The organism is Dokdonia ponticola, from assembly GCF_042653865.1.
GTDB lineage: Bacteria > Bacteroidota > Bacteroidia > Flavobacteriales > Flavobacteriaceae > Dokdonia > Dokdonia ponticola.
This window is the reverse complement of sequence record NZ_JBHSFV010000017.1, coordinates 22,938-39,294: the sequence shown is the minus strand read 5'-3', so window position 1 is coordinate 39,294 and position 16,357 is coordinate 22,938. Positions and strand designations below refer to the sequence as shown.

Here is a 16,357-nt window from a genome sequence, read left to right as displayed (position 1 = left end):
TTATGATACTACTTCAGAAACTATATGTCTATAACGTTCTGAAATCAGGTGCTTCGTGTATTTTGAGGTATATCGTTGGCGTAAACTTACTGAAATTCTACGAACCTCATCAGCTTGTAAAGCGCTGATCATTTTTTTTTGTTTTTTAAAGGTTTCTGGTTGTTGAATATCAAACCAAAAACAGGGATCTATTGCTTCTAATCGATCTTTCATCGCGCCTACATCTGTACTTATGATAAGTTTTCCTGCTGCCATCGCTTCTAATCCGACAAGAGGGCCCGATTCTTCAAACGAACTGATAATCACACAGTCAACATTTTCATAAAAAGCCTTTAAATCGGCTCTTGATAATTGCCCTAAGTAGGTAATCGCATCATATCCCGCGATAGCGCTTTGCACATCCTCTTGCAACGGTCCATCGCCTGCAATGTGAAGCGTTTCATCTGGCGCAAGATCAATCATATTGAGCAGCTCTAACAATCCTTTTTCTTTACTGAGCCTTCCTATAAACCCATATTTTTTTACAGTTGTATGTAAAACAGGAATTTCAAGAAGCATTGCTTCTGTGGTAGCCGCCTGATCAATGAGCACATACGATGTTTGAAGCGCTGAAGGCATTCGTGCTGCATTAGATGCTGAGTGATGTATATACCTTGTCACCTTACTTAAATAGCCTATATCATACGTAGGATGAAGTACAATGGTTCCTGTAGTTCTCACTAATAAAGGGATGTTCACAGTATCACAATACGTGATGACTTCTTCTAAGAAAGTAGAGGTTAACTGCCCGATGAATAGTACCACATCTGCTGTATCAATTTCTTTATAGATAAAGGCATGGGCGCTTTTCCTAAAATCATACCACCCCAAAGATAATTTATTCTTCACATACATATACGGAGGCTGTTTCCTTTTATGTATTAAAAAAGAAAGATACGCGGTACATCGTAAAAGCCATGATTTTTTAAACTGTAATTTCTGGATACTTAAAAAAGAGGTTATTGTACTTTCTGAAAGCGCAAAAGATGCAGAAGAGATAACGCCTGTAGAGAGCAACTGCACTTCAAAATCTTTTTCTAAAGCTTTTGTAATAAGCTGTGCCTCTACATCTCTACCCCCATAATCTCCTATAGGTCCAATAAGTACTACTTTTGGTTTCAAATGATCTCCTTTAATTGACAGAAAATAGCTGCTGTAGCTTTCTCTTCATTTTTCTTAACAAATTAACTCCTTGTTGTGACTTTTTAAGCTGTGTAGCAAAGAATGATGTATGTGATTTTACGATAGATGGGTCTTGTATTTTTGTGTATAAATAGTCCTTTGCATTTTCAATATAGGCATAGGTCACATTTGGAGTTATCTTTTCTAAATGCGCACTTATAGATTCCCAGCTTTGTATCGCTGCTTCTGCTTTTTCTTTAGAATCTAACTGACTTACGCTTCCTTTCTGAGGGACTCTATAATAGACCATTCCTTCTTTAGGATGTACCACTTTCTCTGCGTGTATTAAGACACGTGTAAAGAACTCTCCATCTTGGTTGATACGTAGCGACACATCCCATAATCCACTAGAAGCTATAATACGTCTAGATACCAAATAACTATGGCAAGGAAAAAAAGGACTTCTAGCGTCAAAGGCTTGTAAAAGGGCTATACCATGATGAAAATCACGATTGATATGCTGATCTCTAGGAAGAATTCCTGTGGTTTCGTTTACAAATTTATTCCATTTACAGGTACTCACAAGATTTTGTTCTGAGGCTTCAGACAACCGTTTTAGTTGCTCCTCCAACTTGTTTGGACTCATTAAGTCATCACTATCCAACCAGTTAATGTAGGTTCCTTTACTATTTTCAAATCCAAAATTACGGCATGAATTCGCGCCCTTTGGTAAACTATCTGGCCGACGCAATAGGCGTATTCTTGGGTCCGCTTTCGCGAAAGCGGAAACAACATCCATCGAATCATCTGTGGATCCATCATCAACCAAAATACACTCCCAATGTGCGTAAGTTTGTGCCTGAACACAACGCAGCGTTTCCTCTATACAATGTGCACGATTAAAAACAGGAATGATGACAGAAACTAGCTCTTGCATATATGCTAAGATAACAAAACGATTAAAAAAGAGACCGAATACAAGAAAGAGATATGACTAGGAAACAGCCACCTATAAAATACCATTTTATATAAAATCATCATAGAAATTTGAGGTCATTTGAGAGAGACTAAATTCCTTCCGAATCCATTGTTGAGCTTCTTGACTCATCACTTTGTATCGCATAGGATCCTCTAGTACTTGCTTCATTGCCTGAGCCAATGCTTCTACATCTTTTTGAGGCACGAGGACTCCCGTGTTGGGGGTTATGGTATAGGGCACGCCCCCACTTTCAAAACCTACCACAGGAACGCCCATCGCTTGTGCTTCTGCAGTAACCACCCCTTGGGTTTCTTCTCTTCCTCGCGCATCTTTTATAGAGGTCATTAGAAAAAGATGGGTTTTCTCAAGCAGTGTTTTAATTTCTTCCTGCGTGGCACTTCCATAAAGCTTCACATGCTGTTGAAGCCCTAGTTGATCTATCAACTGCTGAAGTTCGTGTTCCAATACTCCATCTCCTATAATGGTATAGTGTATATTATAGCCTTTAGTGACAAGTACGTTTACAGCCTGTATACCATATATATGCCCCTTAAACTCAATAAGTCGACCTATACTAAGGATACGGATTGTCTCATTTTTAATAAGCTCCTTGGGGTGTTGCTGTGGGGTATAATAGGCTGTGTCTATTCCCATAGGAACTGTCTTGATACCAACCCGAGGCTTCCCTATTGTTTCTATCTGTGCTTTTAGATAAGGGGTATTGCAGGTGATCCTATCTGCCACTCGAAATAGTAACGCATATCGATCTTGCCAATCTAATTTTTCTTGTTCATTTTTATAAAAAGCATCATACCCATGAAATGTAACCATGAGCTTTGAAGAGATAAACCCTATTTTTTTTAGGATACTAATAGATCCAGATACGGTGGCAAAGTGTACATGAAAAGCTGCTGCTTTTCTATAAGGTTTATAGAAGTGAAGTAAAAAGATATAACTGAGTGATACTTTCTTTTTTACGTATACATATTTAAGAAAATAAAAAAGAAGTACGGGATTACAGAGATAGTATACTGCTTTTTTAAGACGTTCCTTCTTTTCTATGGGCTCTGTAAATGCCGTTGTCACATCCATCACCTTGTATTTTTTCAAAAGTGACTCTTGAGAACTCTCCATCACAGGAGCTACTTCTTGAGCTATCACACGTACCGAAAACCCTTTCTTAATCGCCTCTACAACATTAGAAACTACAAAAGTTTCAGATGCTTTTGGAAAAAATCGTGTAACAAAGACAATCTCTTTACTCAAAGGGTCTATTTTATAATTTCTTAAACGTTTTCTTTATTTTTTTAATGATCCTAAGATACAGTTCATATATGGCATTTCCGTTATATAAGCCTAGGACTTGTATAAAAAACCATTGTAATTTATTCTTTCTTAAAAAACTATCGGCCTTAATTCGATCGAAAGAAGCCGCGGCTCGTTTTGCATACACTGGATCTGTTTTACGAATCATAATATACTGAAGGTAGTACATTCGCTTAGGATAAGAGAGTAAGGAGGCGTCTGAATCTTTTGACAGAAAATCTTCTATTAACTGATAACTCTTATAGGCAGAATCTATTTTTTTGACAGTGTTAAATGTGCTAAGAGTCGTATGTTCTAAGATTCTATAATACCCCAATATAGCATCTTCACATACCACTTTTTCTGTGTGATATAAGATTCTAGAGAAAAACTCACCATCGTCATTATTACTAATAGTTGTATTCCAAACACCTGCTTTGTCTATGAGACTTCTATGCGTTAACCAAGAAAACACAGGCATAAACCAATTATACAACGCAAAACTCATCATGAGTTCTTTACCGCTGCGTGTTAATGCATACGGAAGGTTTTCAAATCTATAGGTTTCGTTGGGATCAATTTCCTCTTTACATTTAGCCCAAGGCGAAAAGCACAAAAGTGCTTGCTCTTCTTGCATCCGCGTGATCTGCCGCGAGATTTTATTTTGATGCAATAGGTCATCTGCATCCAAAAACTGAATATATTCGCCTTTTGCTTTTTCTAATCCTATATTTCTAGCATGAGATGCGCCACTATTTTTGATATGATAACACTGTATTCCTTGTGCTTCAAAGGAACTAAAAAAATCACGTGTTCCATCTGTAGACCCATCATCTATAAGGATGACCTCTATATGAGCATACGTCTGAGCTAACACACTCGCTATGGTCTTCTCAATGTAAGCACTTGCATTGTAGGCAGGGATAATAATACTTACGAGAGGAATATTCATGTGTTGAAATACTGTTTTCTAGTGATCCGAATTAATCAATCAAATAGGTTAATAGTTTTTTTCGGAGTGCATATCCTTTAGAAAAATAAGTAGCACCCAATTGATATACTGTATAGTACAAGGACATTTTATATGCGCCCACATATAGTAAAGAGCTACTTATAAAAAAAAGATCCTGACGAGAGGGTTGATCTTTTACGTGTAATAAACATATATTTTTGAGCAGTTTATAAAGTCCTTTTTTAGGTGCTTTTCTTTTCTTTAATTCTTTATAGGTTTCTGTATATAATAAAATCCTTTCTTGTTTTAATCGCTCTTTATCACTGTCAAGTATAGCACGCATAGAAGCAGTGTGCATTCTTCTAAGTGTGGTAAATTCATCTAGTACCACGACTTTGTTGCTCTCTAATGTAAGTTTACAAAATAAGTTATACTCCTGTCCTGAGGGTAGGTTTTCATTAAAACGCAAGGTATCAAAAAGCCTTGCTTCTCCCATAAAATCTGGAGTCAACCAGTTGATGACTTGTGTCACATAGTTTACATGAGTAATTGGGTATTCTTTAAAGGTATAGAAACGATCGTGTACATCTGTAATAGTTGTCACATCTGGATGCTCAAAATTAGCTGTTTTTGAAATTACATAGGCACATCTTTTTGCTTCTAATAACTCCACTTTAGACTGGATCATAGCAGGTTTCATAATATCATCACTGTCAAAAAACTGAATGTACTTTCCTTCTGCCTTATCCAATCCTATATTACGACAGGTATTTCCTCCCTTTTTTAAATGTGCTTCCCTTTGAAATATTTTAAAACGATCATCCGCTTCTTGTATTTTTTTTAGAAGCTTCATACTATTGTCTGTAGACCCATCGTCAACAATAATACACTCCCAATGTGTATAGGTTTGTGCTTGAATAGAACTTAATGTTTCCTTTAACAAAGAAGCCCTATTATAGGTGGGTATGATGATGGAGACTAGTGATGACATTTTAAAAAAGGTAAACGATCATAATATTCAGTTAAAAATTTCATAGAAAGCTAGTTAAACTTACATTAATCTCTTTATTAATTCATTTAATTTATCTTCAATATGATCATCATCATAAGGTATAAAAAAAGCTCTATTGTCTTTAATTAGATGATTATACGATACTTTTCCCGATTCATTGATGAGTATCGTTTTTTTGTTAAAAAAACTGGCTTCAATTGTAGAACCTGAAAAATGGGTTAGATGTAAACTACAATTAGCTAATAATAGAGGAAGCGAATCATTAGTTGCTGACTCTAAATTTATTAAATGATATATGTTATTACTTTTACAAAATTCAATAAATTCATCAATAATTAGTAATTGCCTAGGGTGTAGTCTAACATACCAGGTATACGATTCTTTTCTTATCAACCTGATAATACCCTCTGGAAATAACTGTTCAAAGCTTAAAGGTTCTGGTTGTAATGTATAAAGTATAAAATTAGTATTTGAATAATTCAATGACCTAGCTTTCCAATATTCACACCACGGATTACCTATTATTTTGGTTTTCACACAAGTATTATTCGCCCATTTTCTGATGGTCTCTTCTGAATCTTCATCCCAACACCAAAAATTTTTAGGAATCATTTCATATCCCTCTTTAGGTATCTTAGTCCAACTCCCATAGCATAAATGAATATCGGTTTGTGGACCATGTTGGAGCTCTACCGTTTTAATTCCAAGCCTATTAGCTGCTATTACGGCGGCTAATGAATCTAAATTAGAATAATAACATAAAACGATAACGGTATGGGGCTTTATTTTTAAAAATATTTTCTCAAAAAGATCTTTCTTATTAAAAAGATTTTCTAATTCTTTAAAAAAGGTATTGTTTAAACGTGTGTCTACGAAAGATTTTGTGATGGGTTTTTCATTCAAAAAATATATAAACTGTGTAAAGAAATCATCTAACTCATTTTTACGTTGAATCTTAAATAACGATTTAAATCTATTGAGAATACTAAATCCATTAACTATATACTTATACTTCTGAATGATCTCTCTATTGTGATAATTTGTGTGATTATCAGTATCGTACTCAAATAGAATAGATTTTTCTAATAGATTCTCTTTTTCTATAAATGAATCAAAGTATTTGTTATACAAAGTTCCTTCGTGTAATGTCCTGTATGTATTAGCTCCTAAAAAAAGATATTCTTTTTTCTCAAGATTAGCTATGAATTTGACATATCTCAATACATCTCTAATTCGTGTATTTATAGTATTTTTTTTTATTGAAACTATTTCTTCTTTAACATCTAACGTGCTAACATTTTTTTCTTGAGATTCTAGCTCTTCTATCAAATGGAAAAATAATCTTTGTCTTACGTATGGCCAAATATGAACATCATTCATCACCCATGTATTCACTGGAAAAGAATGTTCTAAATGAATTATAAAATCTCGTATATCACTTCGATTTTTCACTTAGTTATAATCTTGTAAGATTTGAAAGAGCCTTTCCTCACCTATAATATATTCTACAAATTCTCTAAAAGCACCTTTACCTCCTGAAAGTTTTGTAATAAAATCAACTTGAGATTTTATATACGCAGGAGCGTTAGAAGGACAAGCACTAAATCCTACCGCATTAAGCAAATTGATATCTCCTATATCGTCCCCAATGTAGGCTATTTCATCTAAGCTTATGTTGTATTCTTCACATAACTCGACACCTACTTTCAACTTATTTGAGATGCCTTGATAAAGTATGGATACACCTAACTTTTCTGCTCGTCTTGCGACCAATTTAGTGTTTTCTCCTGTAATAATTCCTACGGGGATATTGAGTTTTTTAGCAAATAAAACACCAGCACTATCAGAAGTATTAAACTTTTTCCATTCATTTCCTTGCTGGTCATAATACATCCCTCCATCGGTCCACACACCATCTATATCTGTTAAAATTAACTTTGGAAGGTTTTTCATCATTCTACAACAATATAAGATTGAATACCACTATATAGACTTCTTTTTACTGCAACATTTTCTAGACCTAAGGTTTCTCTTAAAGCCACGGTTTCTCCTGGAAAATGAGGGTCATTCAGCTCATCAAAACCAATAATAGCTCCTTTGGTGAGATAAGGCTTTATTAATTCTAAACATTTTCTTGTAGGTTCATAAACATCAAAATCAAAATAAGCAAAAGCAATAATCGTTTCTGGATGTTGCTCTAAGTATTCTTTGAGTTTAATAGATGCATCACCTTTTACAAGGGTATTCTTTTTTATGTGTGATAATGGACATTCTTTCTCATGATATTGTAACACCTCTTCTAAATAAGTTTCATAATCTTTTGTTACAGAAAACCCTCCTTCTTTAATGATTTCATGACCTCCATCTTTTTCATCAACAGTTGCAAAGCCTTCAAAAGTATCAAAACCTATAATTTTTCGACTATGATTATAAGGTTCGTGAATTCCTCTCAAATTATTTAGAGTCACTAAATTCTGCCCCCATCTGACTCCAAACTCCATAATGACTCCATGTACATCTTTAAATCTTGTATACAAGTCATTTAAAAATAATTGCTTCGTAAGATCTTGACGTTTTACAAACAATCCTGAATTTGTTAAACGCTCATTACTAGGTATGGGACATGAATTAAATAAATCAACCAACTTATTTCTATTCTCTAATTCATTTTTAGACGCTATTGTTTTGATTTCTATTGACATAGTATTAATTCAAGTTAGAAGAGTATATAATTTCATTTTTAGGAAGATCACTTACTAATGGCTTACCTAACACTTGTTCTTTATCCTGCCACTTAAAACCGTCGCCTGGTGATAGTAAATGGATATCATCAATAGTCAAAACTTCTCCTGCTTTCATATCCCTCTTTGTTGCTATGGATCTTTCTAATTTCACCTTGGCAGAATTAGTATCAGCTACAGTAAAGATATCTTCTACTCCCATTCCTATATCTGTTAGACGTATATCTCGAACCATCCTCTTAACCCCATCAGGACCTAATGATCCGGCTTGATCAGTGCCTTTCATCCTTCGATCGATTGTAATATGCTTTTCTATAATTTGAGCTCCTATGGCTACTGCTGCCACTGGAGCTGCGATACCGATAGTATGATCAGAATATCCAATAACATAATCTTTATAATGTTTTTGTAAATACCTTATCGTATTAAAATTTACATTGTGAGGAGCTGTTGGGTATTGAGATACACAGTGTAAAATAGATATATCAGAATGATGTTTCGTTATTATATTTAAGGCTTCATCTAATTCTCTTTTACCTGTCATTCCCGTAGATAATATTATAGGTATTTTAGTTTCAGCCATTGCATCAAGAAGAGGTAAATTTGTAAGATCTCTACTTGCTACTTTTAAACGATCTGGCGTAAATAAATTCAAAATAGACAAACAACCTATTGCACAAAGTGTATCCACAAAATCTAATCCTCTTTCCTTTGCATAGGTGTAAATTTCAAAATGATCTTCATCACTCAACTCTAAAAATTCTCTATGTTCGCCATATGTTTTACCAAAAGAATTAGGGGTATCATATGGCTTCTTCATTTGAGAATTTGACAATTCTTGTTTTAAGTCTCGCCTAGTTAGCTTTATAGCATCCATACCTTTTAGAGTATTCCCAAACACTTCATCTTTAATTTCTCTAGAAACTAGGTCTATAATAACTTTAGCCAAATCTACAGACCCATTATGATTTTGCCCTATTTCTCCAATTATGTATGTCATTTTGAATATTTTTCTATATTTTCAATCATAAGATTCTTAAGTCGAGGGGTTTCATCTACATAAGAAATAGCGCTAAAAATATCTTGATTATCTTTTAGATAATAGGGATAAATCTCTCGCATAATCTCAAAATCTTTATCATCATCTATTGTAAATCGAATATCCGACCTATGTAGTATTTTTTCAGGAATTCTCTTTAATTGAACATTGTAATTATTTTTAGTATACAAATAATTTGTAACATGTTCCTTAAAAATAATGTCTTCAACTATTGTATTGATTTCAATAAGTGTTTTCGAATTTACAATTTCACCAAAAAGTCCCCAATGGGTTTTAATTACTGGAGTACCGTCTTTATCACAGAAACTACAATAATCAACTGCACCACAATCCTCAGAAAAATCTATAAGATATTTCATAAAGTTAATATCTAGATAAGGATTATCAGCACAAATCCTTATTATCTTTTTAGCTGGATACACCTCTAAAGCCTCGGCAAATCTATCTAAAACATTCAATTCACTACCCCTAAAAAAGTCTACATTAAGTTTTTTACAAAGTTCTATAGTCGCATCATCTCCTTTCGTATCAGAAGTACAGACTACAATTGGAATGGAATTAAATTTTAATTTAAGCTTTTCTATTATTATTTCTAAAATACCTTTCCCTTCATAAAAAGGTAATAGTATCTTGTTTGGCAAGCGAGAAGAATTTGTTCTTGCCTGAATAAAAAAACGATATTCTAAAATGCTATTTTTCAATATTGCTTTTTTTGATGAATTTTATTCTACTACCAAAATCAAACCCATATTAAACATAATGGTAATTTACGTTTTAATCTAACAAAACCATGAAATCAAATATTCAGTCCTTTTAATAAATTAAGCCGTTTCTATTTCCCAGAAAAATGGCTTAAATATATACCCTGCTCTTTTGGAGCGGACATTCTTAGAATCTTGAATTTCAAAATTCAAGATATTCCCGAAATGGTTTGTCTGGTTGTTATCTTTATTTATAATACCGATATATAGATAATATCGATCCGGTTTCAACAATGGTTGCTCAATTTTAATCTTAACAAGATATGATCCCTTTTTCTTCGGATGCATATTCAATTCATTATCATGTATATCTGAAAAAAGAACAAATTCATCTTTAGAATTTTTTAAATGAAAAGATAAAAAGGGCCTATCTATATCTTTTTCTAATTTGATTGTAAATTCAATTACAAAAGTTTCAAAAACATCATGTATGGCTTGTATTTTATTTCCTTGTATATCTAGTAATTGTACTTTTTCAAGTTTAATATCTTTATCTTCCTTGTTTACAGGCGTTTCAAACAATTTATATCCTTCTTGATTTCCAGACAAATAATGTTTTATGACGTCACTAGTTTCACCTTCATAATCTACCTTACCGTTCTTCAATAAAACACATCTACCGCATAATCTATTTACTGCTGCCATGTCGTGACTAACAAAAATCACAGTCCGCCCTCCTTTTGAAGATATATCCTGCATCTTCCCTATCGCCTTCTTTTGAAATTCAGCATCACCCACGGCAAGTACCTCATCGATCACTAGTATATCTGGCTCCAAAAAAGCAGCAACTGCAAACCCTAAACGCACACGCATTCCGCTAGAATAGCGTTTTACAGGAGTATCAATATACATCTCACACCCTGAAAACTCGATAATCTCATCTATTTTACTCGCAATTTCTGTTTTGGTCATCCCCAAAATGGCACCATTTAGGAAGATATTTTCCTTTCCTGTGAGTTCCGGATGAAAACCAGTACCTACTTCTAATAAAGAAGCAATACGCCCTCTGGTTTTAATACTACCCGTGGTAGGACTTGTGACCCGAGAAAGAATTTTAAGTAAAGTCGATTTTCCAGCACCATTTTTACCTATAATTCCTAGAATCTCACCACGTTTTACCTCAAAATTAATATCTTGAAGTGCCCATACATATTTACTAGATACTGCTGCACTACGGTCATTTACCGCTCCTACTTTAAGAAAAGGATCTTCTTTACCACGCACCAAATGCCACCAACGATTCAAATCATCTTTTAAAGATCCAGATCCCACCAGCCCTAAACGGTACTGCTTTGAAATATTCGTTGCTTTTAATATGATATCACTCATTTGCTATAAAGGGACAACTTGCAAGAAGCCCGTCTTGTAATTGGGTTATGATTTCTCTTTCAGGCACTCGTTGTGCTTCTGCTATATTTTTAAAAAGAGAAGCCAGCGTTTCTGCACTAAAAGTACTAAATTCTTTATGGTTAAGCACATCATTTGGATCAATGCCTTTGTAAGGTATAATCCCTACAGATTCAAAATAGTCTCTAAATTTAATATCATCTCCATACAACCTATCTGACCATCGAATCCATATCGCAGGAATTCCATAAGCATGTGCTACAATAAGTCCATGCAAAGAAGAGGATATGATACACTCACATGCTAAAATCTCACGAGTGGTCGCCTCAACATCATTTGTTTTTAAATCTATATAGGTCTGATTTTTTGATATTTTAAAATTTTCAAATAAGTCTTGATCTGCATAGTGAGGAATCCATCCATAGACATGCTTTTTTGTAACAGAGGGATTGTAAAAAAGAGGTAATAACAGGCCCGGATCTCCATACACTTCTGGACAGGCATACCCTAATTCGAGTACTCTTCTCCTTGTTTGCGGTCCACGTACAGCGTAAAATGTCGCTGGGGCGATCTGTTGATCACTTGTGATAATTCCACTCCCCCAGATATGACTATGTTTTGTTGCTTGCGCCAAAATACTACCTATGGCAAAATAATGCTTCTTAGGCTGTAACCATTTTATCTTTCTAGGGTGTATCCAATGTACTGGTTTTCGCGAAAGCTTTTCAACCAAATAAGCACTTAATAAATCCCCATAATTTTCCTGTGCCCACTTTTGTAAACGTTTATTACTCCAAAAAAATAATGGTATTTTACTCACGCTAATACTCCTTAAATTAATAGGCTTACAGATAGTTACACCGTATCTATAAACTTTTTTTCTGTTCTATTAAATACAATCAGGCCCACAAAAAACAATATAAGAGCAAGTACTGTTGTATAGACCAAACCATTCCCATTAAATGAGGTGACCGTAGGATCCTGAAACAATAGGTATCTAAACCCTTCTATAATTTGTGTAATAGGATTTACCTCTACTAGCCAAACGTATTCTGGCTGTTTTTCTCTCATGACTGACAGTGGGTATGGTACAGCAGAAACATACATTAATAACTGCACTGCAAAACCAACAAGGATATTTAAATCTCGGTATTTTGTTGTCATAGAAGAGATAATCATCCCAAGCCCCATTCCAAATAGAGCGGCTATCAAGAAGTAAAAAGGAGCTAAAAAAACAAATATACTAGGTCGAACAGCTTCTCCTTTTACAAAAACGAAATACACATAAAAGCCTATAAAAATAAGTAACTGTATTCCTAATCTAAAGAGATTGGAAATTGATTTTGACAAAGGCACGATCACCCTAGGAAAATAAACTTTCCCAAACATGCTTTGGTTGGCTCTAAACGTATTGGATGTACTATTTAAGCAAAGTTTAAAATAACTCCACATGGTAATACCTGCCAAATTAAATAAAAAAGAAGGTATGATTCCTGTATTAATAGACGCTATATTATTGAATACTAAGGTGAAAATTACAGAGGTAAACAAAGGTTGTATAAAAAACCATAAAGGTCCCAATATGGTTTGTTTATATACAGTGACTATATCACGTTTCACAAAAAGCCACAGCAAATCTCTATATCTCCAAATTTCTTTAAAATTAAGATCTATAAGCTTCCCTTTAGGGGAGATTTCATATAACCAATCTGATTCGTCTGTCGTATTCAATACAAGAATATTTAAGGTAGTATTTATTTTTTAAATCGTTTTTTAATCTTACGAATGAAACGTTTTAGAAGACCAGATCTTTTCATATCTTCATGGTACCCATTTCCATAAGTACCATACCCATAGCCGTATCCATAACCGTAGCCGTAGCCATATCCATATCTTCCTTTTGTCCTAAAGTAGTTTAAAACAAAACTGATGTTTTTAATTTCACCGACACGGTATTTTTCATTAATTAACCCTAGCATTGCTTTCTTAGTATATCCTTGTCTGATCATATAAATAGAAGCATCTGCGTAAGGCATAATCTCTAATGCATCGGCAACAAGGCCTACAGGAGGTGTATCCAAGATAATATAATCGTACTTTTCTTTAAGTGCCTCCATAAACACCTTCATTTGATCACTTATTAATAATTCTGAAGGATTAGGAGGTATAGGCCCTGCCAATATAACATCTAAAAAAGGAAGACTACTATTCTGAGTAATTTCATCTAAGGTTGCATCTCCAATCAAATAATTAACGACTCCTGTTTCGTTAGTAAGCTCGAAATCATCAAAGATTTTTGGTTTACGTAAATCAAGTCCTACGAGTACTGTTTTTTTTTCGCTTAAAGCGAAAACAGACGCGATATTCATAGAAGTAAATGTTTTTCCTTCTCCACTCACCGATGAAGTCACTAAAACCGTTTTTGCGCCTTTGATTCCTTTAGACTTATATAAAAATTGCAAACTAGAACGTATTCCTCTAAACGCTTCAGATATAGAAGATCGCGGATTATCCTTGACAACAAGACTTGTTTTATAAACACTTTTTCCGATTACCCCTAAAATTGGAATTTTAGATAATATTTTAATTTCCTCTGGATTTCCAATTTTAGTATCAAAAAACACTAGTAGAAACACAAAAACTAAAGGTATCAATCCTCCTATGATCGTTGCAATAACATAATTTAAACGCATATTTGGTCCCACTGGACCATTTCCTACATCTTTTGCTGGATCAATAAAAAGAAGATCAGAAACGTTTGATGCTTTTATAATGGTAGCCTCACTCTTCTTTGATTCATATAAATTATATGCTGCTTGACTCAATTTGAATCTGCGCTCTATTTCAGACAGTTTCTGCTCTCCTGCGGGATATTTCTTAAGCTCATTTTCTGCTCTTACAATATCTCTATTGATCGTTTGTATTTGATCATCAAGAATATTTTTGGAAGATCTTATATTCTCTAGTAAAACAGCTTTTTCTGCATTAATTTTTCTATCCAATTCATTATATATTGGATTTCCTTCTTTTGCAGAATAGGCGTAGGTGCTTCTCTCTACAGAGAGAGAGACAATTCTATTAACACTTTGCGCAATACTTTGCTCTTGAATTTCGGCCACCGATGGAGCTGGCACGTTCACATAGTCCTTACGATTTAATAAATAGTCTTCGAGAAGGTTATAATAATTTATTTTCCGATTTACTTCTTCTTTCTGTAAATCATACCCCTGTAGTTTGTTACTCAATTGCTCTGACCCTCCTTTGAGAGCTACATCTATATTGTTATTCTTGAATGTATTTAATTCATCTAATACCCCCTCTAATTCAACATTTCGCTTGGTAAGGCTAGAATCTATAAAGGCAATCGTATTGGTAGCAAATAAATTTTTACGCTCTAGTTGATCTCGTTCGCGCACCTTCACTGAGGTATTCAAATAATCTATAAGTCGCTGTTTATTAGTGCCAGACATACTTAACACCAATATAGAAGAACCCTGAGGCTTTTGAGATATATTGATGCGATTGTAACTTTTTACTTTACTATTAAAGTTTTCGTTATTCACAAAATACTCCTGACCTACAGTCCCTCTTCTTCCTGTACGCTCAAACACACCTTTTAAAAAGGGCAAATCGATAGTATCCCCTAGTTTGAATTGTTGTACAAAATCTGATGCAGGTGCTGGCGCCGTTGAAAATTTCAAATCACTATAATTAAAAAGTGAGACATTGCCCCCTGAAAAGGGAATGCTAAATTCAAAAGTTTCATTCCCAAGATCTTTAATCGTAATTCTTTTCCCATAGAGTTGAGGAAAACGATCATTAAGATTAAATTTAAAAGGAGTAAAACCATATACATCTTCTAGTAAATACTCTCCCTGTTTTAAGTAATTTGTGTAAAATTGAAGTTCTTTAACAACTTTTTCAGTATGTGTGCGAGATCTAAATAAAACAATATTTGTTTGTACTTTATCAGTGGTACCTCCCCAATTAAACACTAAACTTGTATTTCCTGTAAACAATGGGTTTTGATCATCCTTGATAGAGATCATATTACTCATAGAGTAAATAGGCAACTTTTTTAAGTTTTTATAATACGCAACACCAAAGGCAATGGCTAGACTTAGAAGAAACAAAGGCCAAAAACTAATTACTTTTATAAGGAATCCTTTAAAATCAAAAAAATTACCCGATTCTTTTACTTCAAACTCTTCTTCCATTATAATCTTGTAAATAATAAAATAGTTGTTGTAAGTGTCGTCAATACGGTTAGAATAGTCCTAAATGTATCTAGGCCTGTCGTTCCTGCACCCAAGCTTTTTTGAGGGAGAGGGTTGATTACAATAAGATCATTAGGTTGGATATAATAATAAGGGGATTGCATTACATCTAGCGTTGTTAAATCCACATGATGCACCCTCTGACCTCCAGGGTATTTCCGAATAATTACAACATCTTGTAAATCTCCAGTTAAGGGAACGCCTCCTGAGTTTGCTATAGCATCTAATACAGAAAGTCGCTCTACAAATTCATTCTTTATTCCTGAATTTGCTATTTCTCCTACAATGGTGTAGCGAATCCCAGCTAATTTTACAGTCACAAATATATTGGCCTCTTTCTTAAAGTAATCTTTTAATAACCTATCTTCTATAATCATCCGAACTTCCTCTGTGGTCCTTCCCAATACGTTAATCTCCCCTAAAGTAGGCATCCTAATATTCCCATGGGAATCAATAGCAAAGCCATCATAATAAAACCCTTCTCCTAACTGTGTATTAGCAGTCCCTAAAGGGTTAAATATTTCTACTAAATTCTGATCCAGCGCTTTAACACGTATACTCAACACGTCACTTATTTGAAGCCTGTAAGGCTTTTGCTGTTGATAAACACTGATCAAGCTATCATTTACCTGCTCCGTCTCTTGAAGATATGTAAGCCTTTTTGTAGGGATACAGGAAGAAATGCTCGCAAGTATAACGAGCAATAAAAGCACAGCTGGGTATTTCATCAGGTTAAGGTTATGAATAACAAATATAGGCGTT

General features: G+C 34.2%; 15 protein-coding genes. All 15 read right to left on the bottom strand.

Going from position 1 to position 16,357, the window contains the following annotated elements:
• Positions 1-1,161, bottom strand: a complete 1,161-nt coding sequence (locus ACFO3O_RS20420) for a glycosyltransferase family 4 protein (RefSeq protein ID WP_379982333.1) — start codon at positions 1,159-1,161, stop codon at positions 1-3.
• Positions 1,162-1,171: 10 nt separating this feature from the next.
• Positions 1,172-2,098: a glycosyltransferase family 2 protein gene (locus tag ACFO3O_RS20415; RefSeq protein WP_379982331.1), complete on the bottom strand. Its 927-nt coding sequence runs from the start codon at positions 2,096-2,098 to the stop codon at positions 1,172-1,174.
• Between the two features lie 87 nt (positions 2,099-2,185).
• Entirely contained in the window at positions 2,186-3,406 is a 1,221-nt protein-coding gene (locus tag ACFO3O_RS20410) for a glycosyltransferase (protein ID WP_379982329.1), read from the bottom strand.
• A gap of 10 nt (positions 3,407-3,416) precedes the next feature.
• Positions 3,417-4,397, bottom strand: a complete 981-nt coding sequence (locus tag ACFO3O_RS20405) for a glycosyltransferase family 2 protein (protein WP_379982327.1) — start codon at positions 4,395-4,397, stop codon at positions 3,417-3,419.
• A 31-nt stretch (positions 4,398-4,428) separates the two neighbouring features.
• Positions 4,429-5,388 (bottom strand): glycosyltransferase family 2 protein, encoded by a 960-nt coding sequence (locus ACFO3O_RS20400; protein WP_379982325.1) that lies wholly within the window; start codon positions 5,386-5,388, stop codon positions 4,429-4,431.
• A gap of 60 nt (positions 5,389-5,448) precedes the next feature.
• Positions 5,449-6,861, bottom strand: a complete 1,413-nt coding sequence (locus tag ACFO3O_RS20395; RefSeq protein WP_379982323.1) for a hypothetical protein — start codon at positions 6,859-6,861, stop codon at positions 5,449-5,451.
• A complete protein-coding gene (locus ACFO3O_RS20390) occupies positions 6,862-7,365 on the bottom strand; it encodes a KdsC family phosphatase (protein WP_379982321.1) in 504 nt (167 codons plus the stop codon). It lies immediately after the preceding gene.
• Positions 7,362-8,111 (bottom strand): crotonobetainyl-CoA--carnitine CoA-transferase, encoded by a 750-nt coding sequence (locus ACFO3O_RS20385; RefSeq protein WP_379982319.1) that lies wholly within the window; start codon positions 8,109-8,111, stop codon positions 7,362-7,364. The genes ACFO3O_RS20390 and ACFO3O_RS20385 overlap by 4 nt, the downstream gene beginning before the upstream one ends.
• A 4-nt stretch (positions 8,112-8,115) precedes the next feature.
• Positions 8,116-9,150, bottom strand: coding sequence for an N-acetylneuraminate synthase family protein (locus tag ACFO3O_RS20380; RefSeq protein ID WP_379982317.1), 1,035 nt, complete (start codon positions 9,148-9,150; stop codon positions 8,116-8,118).
• Positions 9,147-9,911 carry a cytidylyltransferase domain-containing protein gene (locus ACFO3O_RS20375; protein WP_379982315.1) on the bottom strand — a complete coding sequence of 255 codons (765 nt, stop codon included), beginning with the start codon at positions 9,909-9,911 and terminating at the stop codon, positions 9,147-9,149. The genes ACFO3O_RS20380 and ACFO3O_RS20375 overlap by 4 nt, the downstream gene beginning before the upstream one ends.
• A gap of 120 nt (positions 9,912-10,031) precedes the next feature.
• Entirely contained in the window at positions 10,032-11,300 is a 1,269-nt protein-coding gene (locus ACFO3O_RS20370; protein ID WP_379982313.1) for an ABC transporter ATP-binding protein, read from the bottom strand.
• Positions 11,293-12,138: a polysaccharide pyruvyl transferase family protein gene (locus tag ACFO3O_RS20365; protein ID WP_379982311.1), complete on the bottom strand. Its 846-nt coding sequence runs from the start codon at positions 12,136-12,138 to the stop codon at positions 11,293-11,295. The genes ACFO3O_RS20370 and ACFO3O_RS20365 overlap by 8 nt, the downstream gene beginning before the upstream one ends.
• Positions 12,139-12,173: 35 nt before the next feature.
• On the bottom strand, positions 12,174-13,049 hold the full coding sequence (locus ACFO3O_RS20360; protein ID WP_379982309.1) for an ABC transporter permease: 876 nt from the start codon (positions 13,047-13,049) through the stop codon (positions 12,174-12,176).
• Positions 13,050-13,072: 23 nt separating this feature from the next.
• On the bottom strand, positions 13,073-15,535 hold the full coding sequence (locus tag ACFO3O_RS20355; RefSeq protein ID WP_379982307.1) for a polysaccharide biosynthesis tyrosine autokinase: 2,463 nt from the start codon (positions 15,533-15,535) through the stop codon (positions 13,073-13,075).
• Positions 15,535-16,323, bottom strand: coding sequence for a polysaccharide biosynthesis/export family protein (locus ACFO3O_RS20350; protein ID WP_379982305.1), 789 nt, complete (start codon positions 16,321-16,323; stop codon positions 15,535-15,537). Before ACFO3O_RS20350 ends, ACFO3O_RS20355 begins: the two co-directional genes overlap by 1 nt.
• Positions 16,324-16,357 lie beyond the last annotated feature (34 nt).

Coding starts and splice junctions, on each gene's coding strand:
- ACFO3O_RS20415 (WP_379982331.1), bottom strand. CDS start 2,098: ATGCAAGAGCTAGTTTCTGTCATCATTCCTGTTTTTAATCGTGCACAT.
- ACFO3O_RS20405 (WP_379982327.1), bottom strand. CDS start 4,397: ATGAATATTCCTCTCGTAAGTATTATTATCCCTGCCTACAATGCAAGT.
- ACFO3O_RS20400 (WP_379982325.1), bottom strand. CDS start 5,388: ATGTCATCACTAGTCTCCATCATCATACCCACCTATAATAGGGCTTCT.
- ACFO3O_RS20390 (WP_379982321.1), bottom strand. CDS start 7,365: ATGATGAAAAACCTTCCAAAGTTAATTTTAACAGATATAGATGGTGTG.
- ACFO3O_RS20385 (WP_379982319.1), bottom strand. CDS start 8,111: ATGTCAATAGAAATCAAAACAATAGCGTCTAAAAATGAATTAGAGAAT.
- ACFO3O_RS20380 (WP_379982317.1), bottom strand. CDS start 9,150: ATGACATACATAATTGGAGAAATAGGGCAAAATCATAATGGGTCTGTA.
- ACFO3O_RS20370 (WP_379982313.1), bottom strand. CDS start 11,300: ATGAGTGATATCATATTAAAAGCAACGAATATTTCAAAGCAGTACCGT.
- ACFO3O_RS20355 (WP_379982307.1), bottom strand. CDS start 15,535: ATGGAAGAAGAGTTTGAAGTAAAAGAATCGGGTAATTTTTTTGATTTT.
- ACFO3O_RS20350 (WP_379982305.1), bottom strand. CDS start 16,323: ATGAAATACCCAGCTGTGCTTTTATTGCTCGTTATACTTGCGAGCATT.